Raw genomic sequence first — 16,672 nt, forward strand, 5'->3', positions numbered from 1 at the left:
GTACGCCTTTTTTCGAGAATTACTCGGAAAAGGCAGCTGAAATCGGCGGCGATAGGGCCGCTAACTTGGGATTATCCCACTTTATTATTTATTGGGATGATAAAAAACGTTATTAATCAGTGGTTCCCTAAGATACATTATGTTAGCAGTTGAAAGCAGAAATACTCAGGATGATAGGACAATTGGAGAACTATTTTACTATTACAGTGATGAAATGGAAGATCTCAAACTTTCTCAAGCATTAGTATTGTTAATCGACACTCTCAGGCGTGTTCTAAGCAATTTTCCTGTCATAAGCCAGGAATTAGCCAATATGATTATGGATACTTTTCTTAGCACTATTCCACGGTCTTTCAAAGAACGATTGTTGTTTGCAACCTGATGTGTCAGAAAAATCATGGCTTTAACCATTATTTAATGGTGGGAAAGTTGAGTTACTAATTATACATTCCATAGGCTTTTTCAGCCTCTCAAATTTGTTAGTTAAACTAGCATTATTTACGATGATTATTAGTATCTCATTTGCTGTGGTTAATCTGATAATATTAAAATTGTCAAAAGATCAAGCAGCGAAAAATGAAGCAAATATTATCCTATTAGGGTTACTAATTGGCTTCTTGCCCTTTTTTCTTTTTATTGCGCTTCCTACTCTTTGTAATTCTAAACAATGGGTTTATACGTTTATGAATTCATTTTTTCCTGAGTTATTTATTGCAGTTGTACCCTTCTCTCTCTACTATGTAGTTGTTAATAAATATCTGCCGGATTACCGCCGAATCTACGAAGGGTTCATCTCTCAAATTCTCTCGTCAGTGTGTCTTAGCTTTATCTTGTTATTAACCCTTTACTTATTAAAAATTGTGCCTTCTATTACATTTGAAGTATATATAGAATTGTTTTTCTCAATTTATATCTTGATTGCTTGTTACCATTATCTCCAAGTTATTTTAAGTAAATTGTTTAAAAAATCCGGTTTTCTTCAGGAAAAAAAGAGCTTTAAACAAAGGATTGAGGAATTAAATGAGAACCTGACCTCGCTTATTGCCAATGACCAAATACTCATAGAAATGACCCAAAATCTTGAAATCGACGGGATTTTCCTTATTACTGATAATGTCCAGTTTAATAATCTAAATAAAGCTGTTGGCCGTTTCCAAGAAAATCTTGATGAACGTAAAATATTGGAAGAATATTTTAACAACCATAACAAACTTGATATGGAGACAAAAGTACTTCCAGATGATTTTCCTGCTGAAGTTTTTGTTCCTTTTTCGTCTAATAATTCAGTATGCGGCGTTTTTTTCGGCCACCGTTTTTCAAAAATAAAATTTATACAGTCAGAATTATCTTTTCTCACGCTTCTTGCCGGTCAACTGGTTTATCAATTGCTGATATTAATTGTGATCAATGGCCTTAATAAAGAATTAATTGTGTTAAATGAACGTATAAACGATACGAAAACAATAAGCGAAACAGAAATAGAAAATACTATTCCCCCAAATTTTGTCTATTCACTTTTTGCTAATATGAATAATCAAGATCGTCTAATACCTAAATTATTAGCCGGTCCGTACCACTATGTTCTCGATCAATACAGCTGGCTGGACTACTTGCAAAGAAAGAATTTACCGGAAAGTATAAAGCAGCAAACCATGCTGAAAATTGGGGAAATCGACCAAGATATTAAGCTGGGGATTTTAGCAAAAATTGATAAGCGCAACCCTCCGCTGTTAGATAGTTCAGGGCTATTGCCAACTATTGAATTGTGGATTCAGGATTTCATGCGTGAAGAATTGGCTTTAATCATTCTCAATACTTTTGGGATAGAAAATAGCAATCGTTTTGATAAGCAAATTGAAACTGTAGCCTTTCGCTTTATCGAAAAAGGAATCGTTAACGCCCTGCGGTATTCAGAGTCCCATGTATTTAAAGTTGATATTATTCTCATAAAGAATATTTTGGAGATCATAATCAGCGATAATGGTAAAGGATTTGATGTAAATGAACTGGAAACTTGGCTTATTTCCGGTGCTCATTCGGGTTTGGCTGTCATGAAGCAACGTATTGAAAGTGTTGGCGGACAATTGAAAATTACTTCACAAATAAATAAAGGGACAACACTAAAAGCAATTTTTCAAGTATGAGGGCTGTTTATAATCAGGGCCATTCCGGTTAACGCCATCCCCTGGTATAGGCTTCGTTACAGTCGGAACAGATAATTTTTCCTCCGACAAGATGTGCTTTGACTTCTGCAAATGGCTCCCCGCATTGAGAGCATACGACTGTCTGAAAAATTCTGGCCGGTTCAATTCGGGGCATGGCTACTTCGGTAACCGTAAATAGTTCAGCTGCAGGTGCGGCCAGGAATTTTTCAATTCTTTCCTTCTGCAGGCTCCCCCAAACAATCTTTTCCTGTTCACTGGCCGTACCTGCCGATATTTTTGCCTTCAATTCCGTGTATTGTTCATCATCGGGTTTGTTGCCGCGTTTTCTTAAAATCCTAACCGCTTTACCGGATTTGCGGTTGGCCAGCGTGACCGCCTGTTTGCCGGAATCCTTATAAATCAGATTACCCTTTCCGAGCGTACAGCCGGTAAGTACCTGGATCGCATCGACACCGCAGGCATCGTTTTCGACGACCGCAAACAGTTCTTCATCAGCCGCCCTCACTACACCAAGCGCATCGAGTCCGATAAACGCCTGTCTGAAGCCAATTGCAAGCCCCATGCATTCGTGTCCATGAAATTCAGCACATTTCTCCCAAGGTGTTTTTTCTCTGCACATGATTGGTCAGTCCTTTCTTAAATAACGCGGTAAGCTCATTTTAACTTCTTATTGAGGCAGCGCAAATTGAGATAATAATCTATTTTTGGGGATAGTCTGTGGGCCACAATACTGCTTCCCGGCCATTGTGCCATCCATGGTACAAAAGGCCGCGCTGCGCACTCCATGCTCCGCTTACAGCAGAACTGTGTCCCCCAGACTGATCATAAGGTTACTTCTGTAAGTCTGCAAGTCTGCATGCCATAGTTAGCTCATTATCTATGTGGTTACTTTAAGAACTTTTTTGCTAGAATGGTCATCGTAGATCCTATCTTGTTGAAACTTTCCAGACAAATGTCCCGGCAAAGAATAGGGCAAGTACCAGAACAATGGTAGCGCCTGTTGCGGTTCCCCAAAAGTACGACAGGATGAGTCCTGCCAGACCGGAAATCAAGGCGATGATCACGGCAAGGACATGGTACTGCCTCGTATTTGCCGCGATATTCCGGGAAGCAGCAGCTGGCAGTACAAGCAGGGAACTGATAATCAGAATGCCTACCCAACGAATCGCGAACGTTACCACAACGGCGACCACGATGGCAAATACAAATTCATAAAAGCGGACATGAATTCCCCGGCTTTTGGCCAGGGATTGATTGACACTTACCAACAGCAGCTTGTTGAACCAGCCTGCCCAAAACACCAGCACCAGCACAAAAATCAGGGCTAAAATTCCCAGCTCTGAAGGGGTTATGCTTAACAGATCCCCGATCAAATACCCGGAGTACTTGCTAAAGCCGCCGTTGCGTGACAGGAGCACGATACCCAATGCAACTGCCGTTGAGGAAAATACGCCGATGATCGTATCCGTCGATGCCGTATTGGCATTTTTAACACTAATTACCGCAACCGCAAACAACACCGAAAAAACCAGCAGAGCCCAAAAAGGGCTTTGGATCCCGAGTACAACTCCCGCCGCAACGCCTGTCAATGCCGAATGCCCCAACGCATCTGAGAAAAAGGCCATCCGGTTATTCACGATCATTGTGCCGAGGATACCTAGAATGGGCGTCACCAAAAGAACAGCCAGCAGGGCGTTCTTCATGAAATCATATTCCAGCCAGGCCAGAGGAAGCAAGGCATCCAGCAGTCTATACCATTGTTCGATCATTGGTTTGTTCTTCCTCTTTTCTTTTGGATTCAGCGTTTCCTTTGGTCCACCCCATACCAAATGTTTTAATCACTTTCTCGTTGGCGAAGATTTCCGCAGCGGTTCCACAGCATTCGATGGTCGCATGGTTCAGCAGTATCACGCGGTCTGCATATTTGGCCACGAGATTCAGATCATGCGAAACAAGAATAATCGACAAGTCATAGTCCTGACGCAGCCTGGAGACAATATCATAGAACAGTTCCAACCCTTTCTGGTCGATACCCGACACCGGTTCATCAAGAAACAAGAGATTTGGGACGGGGTCAAGCGCCAGCGCAAGCAATACTCTTTGCAACTCCCCTCCGGATAGCGCACCCAGTCTTCTGTTAAGCAGATGTTCAGCCTGCACAAGCGTTAAATTCTTTTGAACGCGTTTTTTTGTTTTTTGAGAAGAACCGAGCCAGACGGGAAAACGGTTGTAAGTCGCTGTAAACAAGTCCAGCACAGTGACCGGCGAACTGTTGTCAAAATCAAGTTTCTGCGGGACATAGCCGATGAGCGGACGGCCCTTTTGGTTATCTTTAGGATCAAGAAATTCAATCGTTCCCGTGTGTGGAATTTCACCGAGGATAGCTTTAAACAAGGTTGTCTTACCAGCTCCGTTCGGTCCGATCACCGCAGTCAAATCGCCGCAGTATATTTCCAGATTGATATCCCGCAGTATTTCTTTGTTATTCAGCGTTACCCCGAGGTGGTTGATCCTCGTACGGCATAAGCCGCATCCGCATTCTTCATATAATTCATGATTGCAGCATTTGTTTTTCATCGGAGAGCCTCCTGCAGCGTCTGCAGATTTTTATCCATCAGATCAATGTAAGCATCCATTTCCAAAGGGCCTGTGACGATTGGGTCAAGGTAATAGACCCGGGCACCTGTTTCATTCGCAATTGTCTCTGCTGTATCCGCAGAATACTGAGGCTCGGCGAACAAAGCCTTAACTTTTAATACTTTGATTCTCTCGATCGTTTCAGCCAGTTCTATTGGGCTGGGTTCTGATCCGGGCTCCCGCTCAATCACAGCTGCCACATTCAAATGGAATTCTTCGGCAAAGTACGGGAATGCCTCATGAAAAGTCACGATATCCCGGTTCTTTACCCCATCCAGGGCCTGGTGCATTTTATTTTTTTCCTGTTCGAGCTTTGCAATATATTCTGCAGTATTTTCCTGATATTTTTCAGCATTTTCGGGATCAAGGACCGCCAGCTGATCGCCGATGTTCTGAACCTGTCTGATCGCTTTAGATATACTCAGCCACACATGCGGATTTCTCCCTGTTTCATCCTGAATCAGGGTAATCCCTTCACTGGCGTCGATGATCTTCAAATCCGGTATCTGCCCTGTAACCTTAGCGAGGAATGATTCCATTCCCGCGCCGTTGATCACCAGAACCTTGGCATCTTCCAGGCTTTTCAGATCTTCGGTCGTCAGTGCATAATCGTGGAGACAGCCGGTTGTCGGTTTGGTCATATTGACGACGGTCACATTCGAGATACCCTTTGTGATGTTTAAAGTGAATAGATAGATCGGATAAAACGAAGTCGCAATTTTCAGCGATCCTCGACTGTCATCCGTATTCACCGCGGCGCTCTCCTTCGCACCGCACCCGCTTAAGGTTACCATGATTGCCAGCAAAACCGCGCAAAAAGGTTTCGCCCACTTAAAAAACATTTTTGTCCTATTGGTCCTATTTTTCCTATTCATTGCCGTTTTATCAATCACAGCCGTCTTTGCGGTCTTAGCAGTCATCAGCTAATTTCCCCTATTTTTTTGCAAATGGTTCGCATTTGCATTAATATATAAATCGATTATACTACAAAAGTATGCATTTTATTCCTCTTGATTAGAAATTATTTCAAATATTTTTTGGCAAAGTCATTAATGCTTTGTGAAGCTGTGTAAAAGTATTACAATAGAGTCAGATATATAAGGCTAAAATCATAAAAAATCTTCTGGGAGCGACTGACAAAAACAACCTCATGATCAATTTGGGGGGCACTGTTCCGTTGTACGTAAAAATTTGACTAAAAGGACTGAATTCTTTGCCTGAAAACCAGCAAGACCCATTAAAAGAAATCATGAAAAAAGCAGGGATCAAGAATACCAAGCATAGGAACTTGATATTTGACCTGCTTCAGAATGCAGAAGAACCTCTGACGGCTGAAGAGATTTTTATTTCTCTAAAAGATAAAAGTTCGTCCATTTGCCTTTCTACCGTCTATCGTACGCTGGAAAAGCTGATGTCGGGCAATCTCCTTCTCAAAACGAATATCTCTGATGATGGCAAAGCCAGATATGAACTGAATCACGACAAGCACAAACACTATCTGATTTGTATGAAGTGCAATAAACGGATCTCGATTATGGACTGTCCAATGAAAGAATTTGAAAAGGCCCTGAAAGATCAAGCCAATTTCGATGTGATCCAGCACAAACTGGAAATCTACGGTTACTGTCAAGACTGCAAGATCTCGCCGCAGCCAAAAAGATAAAAATACTTTTTTTTGACTTTTTTCCCTGTCAGCATTTCCAGCGCCCTGGCGTAATAGAGAATCTGCTGGCGGTACCTTTCCAGAATAATGCTGGATCCGCCTTCCGGAATCCGGTCCGTCTTATAGTCAACCAGAACAATCCCGTCTTCTTCCTCAAAATAACAGTCAATAATGCCCTGCAGCAAGACCACTTCCTGCCCGCAGGCACCTGCCGCCATGTCAGAGAATACTTCCCGGCAGGGTATTTCTATATTAAAGCGAACTTCACGGTTTACACTGCCTGAAGCCTTCATTCTGCGTCCGAGCGGGGACTCGAGGAAAAACATTATCTTTTCCGGATCAACGCTTTCAGCCTGCTGCTCTGTGAGCAGTTCTTTTTTGACCATTTCCTGAATCTGATTCGGAATGTCATTGCGCTGAACATCCAGGTGCTGCATGACAAAATGCAGGATCGTTCCGGCTTCTGCCGCACCCAACCCTTTCTTTTCTTCGAGAAACAACGGCTTTTTGATCAGCTGTGGCAGGAGAGCTGATCCGGTTGCAAGCCCCAGCTCCGGCTCTTCCATAAGCTCTACTTCCAGCCGTCTTTTCAGTTCGGTGACAGAGACTTTGGGCGGTATCCGGGTACTGGCAGTGAAGGGATACTCCCAACCAAGCCTTCGCGCAATCTCTTTCTTTACATTTCTGCCGTGAAGCCCATCACTGTCGTTATTATCGATATAATTGATATAATCGTTATTAGCACGATTATCGCTGCTACCGTTATTATCATTATTCACTTCAGTATCGCTGTAATCCTCGGTATTGCCGTGATCTTCGGTCTCCTGACGTAAACCGGTCAGCCATTGGATGAATGTTTCTTCTTCCTGTCCCCAAACAGCCGGTCTGCCAAGAAGCTCATTTTTTGTCCATACGCGGATCTGCCATTCCGACGGGTCGTCAAGCTGACCGTTTCCCAATGCTCCCTCCGTCGCATAGGTATGATGCCCAAGCCAGCCGGTCAGACTGGCAGTGCAGCAACCCCGGTGCTTCATGAGTGCCGGTACAATCCAGTCCAAATATTTTTCTCCTTTATATACTTCATGTGCAGGCAGCTTTTCCGGATCACCTGCAGCAGCTTTGCACCATTTGTTCAACGCCTTCCGGGCATTGGAAACCGCTCCGGAGATAATCAGCTTTTCCCTGGCTCTGGTCAAGGCCACATAGAGAATCCGCATTTCTTCCGACAGGGTCTCCATCCTGATTTGTTCCCGAATTGCATATTTAGGAACAGACGGATACGCTATCCTGAGCCTCGGATCCGCAACGTCAGGACCGAGTCCAAGCTCCTGGTGAAATAAAATGCTCCTGTTCAAATCCTGAAAGTTAAATTTCTTACCGCATCCGGCCAGAATGACGACCGGGAATTCCAGCCCTTTGCTTTTATGAATACTCATGATCCGAACGACATTATCATTTTCACCAAGGATTTTGGCACTGCCAAAATCACCCTGGTTGCTTTTTAGCTTGTCGATGAAATTAATAAAATTGAACAGCCCTTTAAAGCTTGTTCCCTCATATTGTCTGGCCCGTTCAAATAGAATCCGGAGATTGGCCTGACGCTGCACGCCCCCAGGCATCGCTCCGACAATCCCATAATAGCCGGTTTCGGTATAAAGCTGCCAGAGCAGCTTGTCGGCAGACAGATATTGAGCGGTGTCCCGCCATCTGTGAAGGTTGTTCAGGAACATTGCTGCTTTCTTTTTCAGCGCTTCTTTTTCAGATGTTTTGTTCTTCATTTTTTCTGTCTCAGATTTTCCATCCGCGGATTGATCCTGATCTTCCACCAACTGTTTGAGCGCCTCATAGATCGGCACATGCCGTCTGGTAAGCCGCAGCCCGGCGAGCTCATCGGATGAGAAAGCAGCCAGCGGCGATCTCAGAACGGCCAATAACGGAATATCCTGCAACGGATTATCAATGATCTGGAGCAGTGACAGGATCACCTGTACCTCGGAAGACTTGAAGAATCCTGTGCCGGTATCAGCAAAGGCAGGGATGCCGGCCGCCGTCAGTTCCTCTGTGAATACCTCGGACCAATTCCGGGTGGTCCGGAGAAGAATGACAATGTCGCTGCAGCGCAACTCCCGGTACACTTTACGTTCCTTATCATAGACGGCCGTCCTCCTGCCCTTTTCATCCGGATGAAACAGTTCCTGTATCCTTCTGACCGTAAAGCGGGCTTCACACTGGATCGCATCCAGCATACCGGGGTCAATCTGTTCCGTTTCATCAGAGAGGCCATTTGAGGCGTCCGTAAACTCCGTCAATTCCTGTTCTTCCTGACCTGAACTGTCAGAAAACCTGTTTTCCTGATCCAGCCGTTCCGGATCACCTGTTTGAATAAGATGAAATTCTACCGCCCCGCCGACAGCCAAATGTTCCTGGTCATTTTCAGCAAAGACAGCTCCTGGATTCAAAGCCTCGTTGTCATTGTAGTCCAGTTCCCCGACCTGCACCGACATGATCTGTCTGAAAATGTAGTTAACAGCATCAACCACTTCCCGGCGGCTGCGGAAATTCTTATACAGGCAAATTTTCCGATGGCTGGCGCCTTGTTCCGGAGAGTAACTGTGATACTTTTCCAGAAACAGTTCCGGTTTAGCCTGTCTGAATCTATAAATACTCTGTTTGACATCTCCGACCATAAAGACATTCGGCCTGGCTGATCCTGTGCGGGAAATCATCTGAAGCAGAATTTCCTGGACCAGATTGCTGTCCTGGTACTCATCGACCAGAATTTCCGCGAAGCGTTCCTGATAGCGTTTGGCTGCTTCAGATGGTACATACGCTCCCGTTTCATCCTGTACAGTCAAAATTTCGAGGCAAAAATGTTCCAGATCGTTAAAATCAACCAGAGACTTGCCATTCTTTTTCAGCGCATATCTGCGTTCAAATTCAACAACCAGTCTACCCAGACACTGCATCAGCGGCTGAAGGGTCTGCAAATCGGTTCTGATTTCTTTCGAATTCGCTGCCAGCGACCTTTCTTTCAATTTGCCGATTTTCTTTTTGACCTGATCCCGGATTTCTTTGACCTGCTCCTGAACAGCTTTATCCGCATCTTTGCCGGCTGCCGGCAGTCTTTGAAACAGGTAGTTCCGGACTGTTTGGGCAAGGTCATCCCACCTGGCATTACGCTCTTCCAGACAAAGCTCCCGGATATGCTGCAAAAAGCAGTATTCTTCCTCGAAGACAGGACGGTATTTATCCAGTCCTGTACCAGGCTGCAGAAGGGCAACCGCGGCCTGCATATTCTGTATCAGTCCCTCAATTTCGAGCCCAATACTTTTAAGCAGGACTTTTCCCCAGCAGGTCTGACTGAAATCCGTCCCTTCGAACATGCCGAAACGTCCGATCATCTCCGCAAGCCATTTTTCCGGCCAGGGACTGCTTTGTATAAACGTATGCAGATTCAGCACCATGTCCTGCAAGGCCTGATCGTCCCTGTTGCCGCCATAACACTCTAATAGTTCAAGAAAATCCTGATTCTCGGCATTCTCTTCATACATTTCATCAAACAGGTCATTGAGCACTTCCATTTTCATCAGCATCGTTTCCGTCTCATCGGCAATCCGGAAAGACGGATCAATATTAATGGCCTGGAAGTTACTGCGGATGACCTCAAGACAAAATGAGTGAATGGTTGTAATACTGGCTTTGCTTAACAGCGTCAGCTGTTTTTGCATATTGGAAGACCCCGGGTTGCTTTCCAGTACGGCAGCGAGCGCTTCGGCAATCCTTTCCCTCATCTCTGCCGCAGCTGCATTGGTAAACGTCACCACAAGCAACCGGTCAATGTCCACAGGATCATGGCTGTCTGTAATTTTTTGAATGATACGCTCCACAAGCACGGCCGTCTTGCCGGCCCCGGCAGCCGCTGCGACCAGCAGGTTGCAGTCCTTGGCCGTAATTGCTTCCCTTTGTTCATTCGTCCATTTCGTCAGATCAGTCATGATTTTGTTCCGCCTTCATGATATCGTTCCAGATTTCCTCATCCCCGCGGTCAGCCAGCAACCGGAAGCTATTTTCCTTTCTGGCCGGATCAAATTGGCAGACTGCTGCATAGCGGCAGTAGGTGCACGAGGTTGTCCGCTTTTTCTTGTACGGCGTGATCGAAACGCTGCCACTCATCATTTCCTCACATAAGTCTTTCAGAAGGTTCCGAACATATTTTCTGAGGATTTCAAATTGCTCCAGGGTAGCTGCCGATGATTTGCCCAGAAGGTCCCCCTTATTGATCCTGGCCGGAATGATCAGCGAAGTGCCGTCGATGGTCCGGTCCATTTCCTTGATCAATTTGACATCCGCGAGCAACAAGCCCTTCATTTTCAGTTGTTTCATAATGTCCAGCTCGATCTCTTCCTCCGTGAGCCTGCCGTCAGCTCTGACGATAGGATCGTCGATCCGGAAATACAGGATCCCTCCCGGCAGGACTGGTTTTTCCGTCTCCAGCCCGCTGTTCTGCCAGAGGGCATCGAGATACGTGAACAACTGGATCTGCAGTCCATAATAAACGTCGGCCAGTTTGAAATCCTTGCTCCCGGATTTATAATCCACGATTCTGAGGTAGGTCCCTTCTTCAGCCTCCAGCGCATCAACCCTGTCAATCCTTCCGCTTAAAGATACCTTCCGGCCTGAATCAAGTTCAATCACAATTGGCGGGAACTTTTCCCGCTCGCCAAATCCAAGCTCATAACCCAACGGCTCAAAGCCACTGCGCTTGAGGTGCTCCGCAATCATCCAGACCGCACGCGTGATGACCCTTTTCAGTCTCAAGGCAAGTGAAGTATACCGTTGGGAGGCCGTGAGGCCGGACCCTTGCATTTTTCGAAGCATTTCATCCACAATCTCCGAGACTTTCTCCCGGCACCACGGTCTTTCCATCTCTCGCCAAGAGATTTGCTGCTGTGCCGCCTCCAGCGAAAATCTTTCGAGAACGGCATGCATAAACGTCCCGACATCCGGCGGACTGAACTGATAAATCTTTCTCTCTTTGGCTTCAAGTCCATATTGAAGATAAAATGCGAACTGACAGGACGCATATTTCTCGAGCCTCGATGCACTGGCATGAGCCGATGCGCCATACAGCGCCGTTATTTTTTCAGAACTGACCGGCTCAGCAATATTTCTGGCTGAAAATGCTGTCTGAAGTGCCTCACAGCGCGGTTTCCATTCTTCCAGCCCATTGTACCAGCGATAGACATCCTGCCACCAGCCGTTGATTTCCAGCCCTTCTGCCTTGCAGCGGAAAGCTGCAACCATTTGTTTAAAAGAAGGGGATTTCCCTGTCAGCTGTTCCAATTCAGCACTTTCTAGCCAGGTATTTTCTGTACCGTCATTCACCACTTCTGTATTCTTCGTCTCTGCATTCTCCGTCCCTATATTCTCCGTCTCAGCATTTTCTTTACCAGCAGCAAACCCGGATAGCATTGGAATCAGCGTGCTGTTTTCCGTAATTTTCGGAAACAGCTTCCTTAACCTGTAGATCACCATCGAAGGCCGTAAGCTTCGGCCCTCCTGGTCGGCGATCGGCCAGCTCAGGCGAAGATAAGCAGATGCGGTCGTTAAAGACCGGTAAATCAGATACTGGGCCTGAAAGGCCTGCGTGCGGGTATCATTAGCCAGTTCGATCCCCACCGTATTCAGCGCGGCACGGTCCGCATCGGCCAAGATACCTTCCGTCTGAGCACTGGAAGGGAACACCCCGTCATTGACCCCTAAAATGAAAAGTGCTTTGATCTCATGGCTTCGAAACCTCTCGATGCTGCCGATCAGAACTTGATCCAGCGAAGCCGGTATCAGCCCGATCTGATATTCGGCAAAGCCGATTTTCAGGGTGTCGGTAAAGCTTTCCAAACTCAAAGGCTCCTCGCCCATGGTCTCCACGGTCTGATCCAGGATGTTCATCAGGATATTCCAGACCTGGTCGTATTCATTGGCCAGATTCAGCATACCCTGCCGCCTGAATTCTTCCATGATCCTTTCCAACCTGGCCGGGACGCCTATCCCGCCAAGAAAATCATACAGGGCCTCGCAGATTTCCGAAGCCTTTTTTCTGTTTTTGGTTTTGGCGCGAAATTGAAGAAGCGGGGCTGCAATTTCACGTCTGGTCTGATTGATCTCCTTCAGCTCTGTTTCGGCCTTCTCCACATCTTGGGGCCGCTGATTCTCTTCCGGCAGCAAACCCGGATGCATCGACCAGTCTTCATTTTTCGTCCAGCGGTTGCCGCGGATCCCACAGGCCAGCACATAATTTTCGATGCGGTCGATACGCTCCCTGTCCAGACCGGTTAAACCGGTTTTTAGATAAGCGAATACCGCTTCGTAAGACCAGTTGTCGCTAAAAATATCGAGCATCGCCAGCATCATCCTAACCAGCGGCTGATCCGTGATCTCGGTCTTTCTGTCCAAAAAATACGGGATCTCATATTCAGCAAAAACAGTCTCCAGAAAACTCCGGTAACCGTCCAGATTTCCGGTGACTACGGCAATATCTCTGTATCTGAGCCCGCGATCCCGGCAAAGCCTGACAATGTCTGCCGCTGCAGCTTCAATCTCCGCATAGATATTCACCGAAGCATGCAGGAAGATATCCCTGGTTGCTTCGGGATATACCTGGTATGGATAGGCATCATAATATCGTTCGAGGTGGGACAACTCTGCGCTGCAGCGGAACCTGGGCAACGGAAATCCCGCTGCCTGAACCGGCGGTTCAATCTCCAAACCCGCCTCCTGGCAGATTTTCTTGAACTTGCGGTACACCCCCTTGACCTCAGAGAACACATCGGTTTCCAACAGACCTTCTTCAGCCAGGGAATCCGTACACAGGCAGATATTTACCCTGCTCACCTTAAGCAGCAGCCTGGTGATGACTTTGTATTCCTGCGGTGTAAATCCGGCAAAACCATCAATCCAGATTTCCGCGCCGTCAAAAATGGTGGTGGATTCCAGCTTGGCTGCCGTCAGGGTAAGATCATCGTCACTGTCCCTGTATCTTTGCCGGATCAGTTCCTCGAACCCAGAATAGACGGCATTCAGTTCAGTCAGTTTATCCTTGAGCGGTTGGTCCACCATAACGGCAATGGCGTTCTGCAGATCTTCCGGCGTAACATTATACCGTTTCAGCTCCGTGATTAGCCCTGAAAGCGAACTGATAAACCCTTTGCGCTCGGCTGATCTCGTATAGACCTTCAGTTCTTCTTTGATCTGCATGAGGACACGGTAGATCAACATGCTCTTGCCTGCTGGGTGGATATGCGGGTACGTGATTCCACCCGCCTCGTTAAATACCCTGAATGCCAGGCGGCGGAAACTTAATACTTCCGTCTTTAGAATCCCTCCGGTCTTCAGCACGTTAATCAGGTCTCTCTCCGCCTGCAGCGTATACTGTTCCGGCACAAGCAGCACCAAAGGATGATCCGCTCCGTTTTTGACGTGTTCCTTTATTTCATTCAGGCAATAGGTGGACTTGCCGCTGCCGGACCGTCCGTAAATAAACCTAAGACTCATCCTGTTCTCCGTTCCTCTGAGAATTATCCAACTAAAACAGTGTATTTATTATTCAAACGTACGGTCTTTGGTTTCTTCAATCAGCCTAATAAAGGCCGTCCTGAACCATTCATTGTTTTCTTTGGTTCTTTTCTTAACATTGGTGGTTCTTCCTCCCCCACGCCGTACCTTTTGTCCGACGTGACGTTCAAAAAGGAGCCGTTCAATATTGCTGTCCGTATAAACAAGTCCATTTTGATTGATTGCCCTGGCGCCTTTCCCCAGAACAAGCGCCGCCAGTCCATGATCCTGCGTGACAACAATATCTTCCCTGTCCAACCGCTTCATCAGCGCGAAATCTACACTGTCCCGATCCTGGTCCACGGTGATCACCATACTGTAGTCGTCCTTCAGTTCATGGGAAGTATCGACGATCATGATGACCGGAAGTTCAAATTGTTTCGCGCAGCTCACAATGAGCTCCTTCACCGGACAGGCATCCGCGTCAACCAATATTTTCATATCCTTGCAGGGCCTCCTTGATCTCGGCTAAAAATAGATCCCCGTATTTCTGCAGTTTTCTTTCGCCAACGCCATTTACCCGGATCAGCGCATTCCTGTCCTGCGGACAGCTTTGAGCCATTTCCCTGAGCGTGCTGTCCGGAAAAATCATGTACGGAGGCAATCCCTCCTGCTGGGCAATCTGTCTGCGCAAAGCCCGCAGTCTTTCAAATATTTGTTCAGCGGCGGTGAGCGATACTTCTTCCCGCTGCACCTGAATCTGAAACACTTTTTCCTGGCCCTTAAGCACAGCCGCCGCTTTGGGAGCAAGCTTCAGAACCGGATATTGACCGCCTGCCACCACAAGATAGCCTTCGGCTGCCAGGAAACTGATCCTGTCCTTAATCTCCTGCAGCGGTGTGTCCTTCATGATCCCATGGGTAGATAACCTGTCCAACCCAAACTGAAGGACCTTTTTATTCTGGGAGCCTTTAAGTACTTCAGCAACCAATGCTGAACCAAAGCGTTCCTTCATCCGGTAAACACAGGAAAGGATTTTTTGGGCGTCCAGGGTTACATCGACTTTTTTCCTGTCGTCGTCGCAGTTGCTGCAGTGCCGGCATTTATCCGGACTTTCTGTTTCTCCAAAATACTCCAGAATGGTCTGTCTTAAACATCTCGATGTATGACAGTAATCGACCATGGCCTGCAGTTTTTTATATTCATTGGCCACACGCTGTTCCTGGAATATGGTTTCTTCAATCATCATTTTTTGAATCTGCACATCCTGGGGGCTAAAAAGCAGAAAACATTCTGCCGGCTCTCCGTCACGGCCCGCCCTTCCAGCTTCCTGATAATAGGCTTCAATGTTCTTGGGCATGTTGTAATGAATCACAAACCGGACATTGGATTTATCGATTCCCATACCGAAAGCGTTTGTCGCCACCATCACAGCAATCTCGTCATAGATAAACTTTTCCTGATTGCGCTTTCGTTCCTGATCGGGCAAACCGGCATGGTAACAACCGACTGAGAATCCCTGTCCTTTCAGTAATTTATAGAGTTTATCGACATCTTTACGCGTTGCGGCATAGATAATTCCCGAATCATTACGGTTATTTTTCAGATGGTCCTGGATAAAAACCTTTTTGTTTTCACCACGCAGGACGGAAAACTTTAGGTTCGGCCTGTCAAATCCCATGACAAAGCAATTCGGTTCCTTGAGACCCAGCAAGCGGATGATATCCTGTCTGACTTCCTCGGTGGCCGTAGCTGTGAAAGCTCCGACCAACGGCCTTGCGGGCAGGGATTGCAGAAACTTGCTGATCCGCAAATAGCTCGGACGAAAGTCGTGGCCCCACTGAGAAACGCAATGCGCTTCATCCACAGCGACAAAATGGATTGGCAACCCCTTCAGACTGGCAAGAAACTCCTCGGATTCCAGGCGCTCCGGCGCCAGATAGACCAGCTTATACTCGCCCCGCTGCATCCGGTCAATGCGCGACCAGGTTTCTTTCAGAGAAATAGAACTATTGATCAATGTCGCCTGAATACCCGTTTGACCGAGACTGTCTACCTGATCTTTCATAAGGGAGATTAAGGGGGAAATGACCAGCGTCACCCCTTCCAATAAAACCGCCGGAATTTGGTACGCAATCGACTTACCTGCCCCCGTAGGCATAATGGCTAACGTATCCTGCCTTTGAAGCAGGCTCTCTATCACTTGCTCCTGCCCTCCTCTGAATTCCCGGTAACCGTAATATTTGAGCAGGGCTTCTTTGGCTTTGGCAATCATATCCAATCAATCTCCCATCCGCCGGGATTATAGAAAAATAACCATAGAGCAGAATCTATGGCCGATTTTATGTATTAAAGTTCGCCGAAAAAAAGTCATTTCCTTTATTAATCTCAGGATTTTTGTTACAATTCTTCATATCGTTGATATCGTTGCAGCAATTATTTTCAGGAGGTGTTTCTGTGAACAAGAAACTGTAGTTCACATGGTTAGGAAACATTGCCAAAAAAATACATTTTAAATTGACATTAAATTAACTCAACTTTCCCACCCTGTCGGGTAGGTTGAAACCTTGAAAGTCTTTGAAAGTATGGTTAAATACAACAAGGAAACCACCAAATCTGGTATAATGAGAATAACCACAAACCCAATAATACCAGT

Annotated in this window: 10 protein-coding genes; 2 read left to right on the forward strand and 8 right to left on the reverse strand. The window is 46.4% G+C overall.

Features of this window, described 5'->3' with window-relative positions; all coding sequences use genetic code 11:
- Positions 1–503 precede the first annotated feature (503 nt).
- Positions 504–2,144 carry an ATP-binding protein gene (locus A7D23_RS11235; RefSeq protein ID WP_051408088.1) on the forward strand — a complete coding sequence of 547 codons (1,641 nt, stop codon included), beginning with the start codon at positions 504–506 and terminating at the stop codon, positions 2,142–2,144.
- Positions 2,145–2,172: 28 nt separating this feature from the next.
- Here the strand turns inward: A7D23_RS11235 and A7D23_RS11240 are convergent, their stop codons facing one another.
- The 4 genes from A7D23_RS11240 to A7D23_RS11255 all read right to left on the reverse strand — a co-directional run bounded on the left by A7D23_RS11240 (position 2,173) and on the right by A7D23_RS11255 (position 5,722).
- Positions 2,173–2,784, reverse strand: coding sequence for an FmdE family protein (locus A7D23_RS11240; RefSeq protein WP_019225501.1), 612 nt, complete (start codon positions 2,782–2,784; stop codon positions 2,173–2,175).
- 307 nt (positions 2,785–3,091) lie between these two features.
- Positions 3,092–3,934, reverse strand: a complete 843-nt coding sequence (locus tag A7D23_RS11245) for a metal ABC transporter permease (protein WP_019225500.1) — start codon at positions 3,932–3,934, stop codon at positions 3,092–3,094.
- Positions 3,915–4,742: a metal ABC transporter ATP-binding protein gene (locus A7D23_RS11250; RefSeq protein WP_019225499.1), complete on the reverse strand. Its 828-nt coding sequence runs from the start codon at positions 4,740–4,742 to the stop codon at positions 3,915–3,917. The genes A7D23_RS11245 and A7D23_RS11250 overlap by 20 nt, the downstream gene beginning before the upstream one ends.
- Positions 4,739–5,722, reverse strand: a complete 984-nt coding sequence (locus A7D23_RS11255) for a metal ABC transporter substrate-binding protein (RefSeq protein ID WP_019225498.1) — start codon at positions 5,720–5,722, stop codon at positions 4,739–4,741. The genes A7D23_RS11250 and A7D23_RS11255 overlap by 4 nt, the downstream gene beginning before the upstream one ends.
- A gap of 293 nt (positions 5,723–6,015) precedes the next feature.
- Here A7D23_RS11255 and A7D23_RS11260 point away from each other — a divergent pair, with 293 nt between their 5' ends.
- Complete coding sequence (locus A7D23_RS11260; RefSeq protein WP_019225497.1) at positions 6,016–6,465, forward strand: Fur family transcriptional regulator; 450 nt, start codon at positions 6,016–6,018, stop codon at positions 6,463–6,465.
- On the opposite strand, the gene A7D23_RS11265 is transcribed toward A7D23_RS11260, so the two are convergent.
- Genes A7D23_RS11265 through recQ form a run of 4 tightly spaced genes read right to left on the reverse strand, consistent with a single transcriptional unit; the run spans position 6,429 to position 16,291 of the window.
- Positions 6,429–10,460, reverse strand: a complete 4,032-nt coding sequence (locus A7D23_RS11265; RefSeq protein WP_019225496.1) for a UvrD-helicase domain-containing protein — start codon at positions 10,458–10,460, stop codon at positions 6,429–6,431. The two genes, A7D23_RS11260 and A7D23_RS11265, sit on opposite strands and share 37 nt — an antisense overlap.
- Entirely contained in the window at positions 10,453–14,016 is a 3,564-nt protein-coding gene (locus tag A7D23_RS11270; protein ID WP_019225495.1) for a PD-(D/E)XK nuclease family protein, read from the reverse strand. Before A7D23_RS11270 ends, A7D23_RS11265 begins: the two co-directional genes overlap by 8 nt.
- 48 nt (positions 14,017–14,064) lie before the next feature.
- Positions 14,065–14,517, reverse strand: coding sequence for a YaiI/YqxD family protein (locus tag A7D23_RS11275; protein WP_019225494.1), 453 nt, complete (start codon positions 14,515–14,517; stop codon positions 14,065–14,067).
- Positions 14,501–16,291 (reverse strand): DNA helicase RecQ, encoded by a 1,791-nt coding sequence (recQ, locus tag A7D23_RS11280; protein WP_019225493.1) that lies wholly within the window; start codon positions 16,289–16,291, stop codon positions 14,501–14,503. Before recQ ends, A7D23_RS11275 begins: the two co-directional genes overlap by 17 nt.
- Between the last annotated feature and the right edge of the window lie 381 nt (positions 16,292–16,672).

This window comes from Dehalobacter sp. TeCB1 (genome assembly GCF_001707455.1).
Classification (GTDB): Bacteria; Bacillota; Desulfitobacteriia; order Desulfitobacteriales; family Syntrophobotulaceae; genus Dehalobacter; species Dehalobacter restrictus.

Excerpts from the sequence above, each read along its gene's own strand:
- A7D23_RS11235 (WP_051408088.1), top strand. The coding sequence starts at position 504 with ATGATTATTAGTATCTCATTTGCTGTGGTTAATCTGATAATATTAAAA.
- A7D23_RS11240 (WP_019225501.1), bottom strand. The coding sequence starts at position 2,784 with ATGTGCAGAGAAAAAACACCTTGGGAGAAATGTGCTGAATTTCATGGA.
- A7D23_RS11245 (WP_019225500.1), bottom strand. The coding sequence starts at position 3,934 with ATGATCGAACAATGGTATAGACTGCTGGATGCCTTGCTTCCTCTGGCC.
- A7D23_RS11250 (WP_019225499.1), bottom strand. The coding sequence starts at position 4,742 with ATGAAAAACAAATGCTGCAATCATGAATTATATGAAGAATGCGGATGC.
- A7D23_RS11255 (WP_019225498.1), bottom strand. The coding sequence starts at position 5,722 with ATGACTGCTAAGACCGCAAAGACGGCTGTGATTGATAAAACGGCAATG.
- A7D23_RS11265 (WP_019225496.1), bottom strand. The coding sequence starts at position 10,460 with ATGACTGATCTGACGAAATGGACGAATGAACAAAGGGAAGCAATTACG.
- A7D23_RS11270 (WP_019225495.1), bottom strand. The coding sequence starts at position 14,016 with ATGAGTCTTAGGTTTATTTACGGACGGTCCGGCAGCGGCAAGTCCACC.
- A7D23_RS11275 (WP_019225494.1), bottom strand. The coding sequence starts at position 14,517 with ATGAAAATATTGGTTGACGCGGATGCCTGTCCGGTGAAGGAGCTCATT.
- recQ (WP_019225493.1), bottom strand. The coding sequence starts at position 16,291 with ATGATTGCCAAAGCCAAAGAAGCCCTGCTCAAATATTACGGTTACCGG.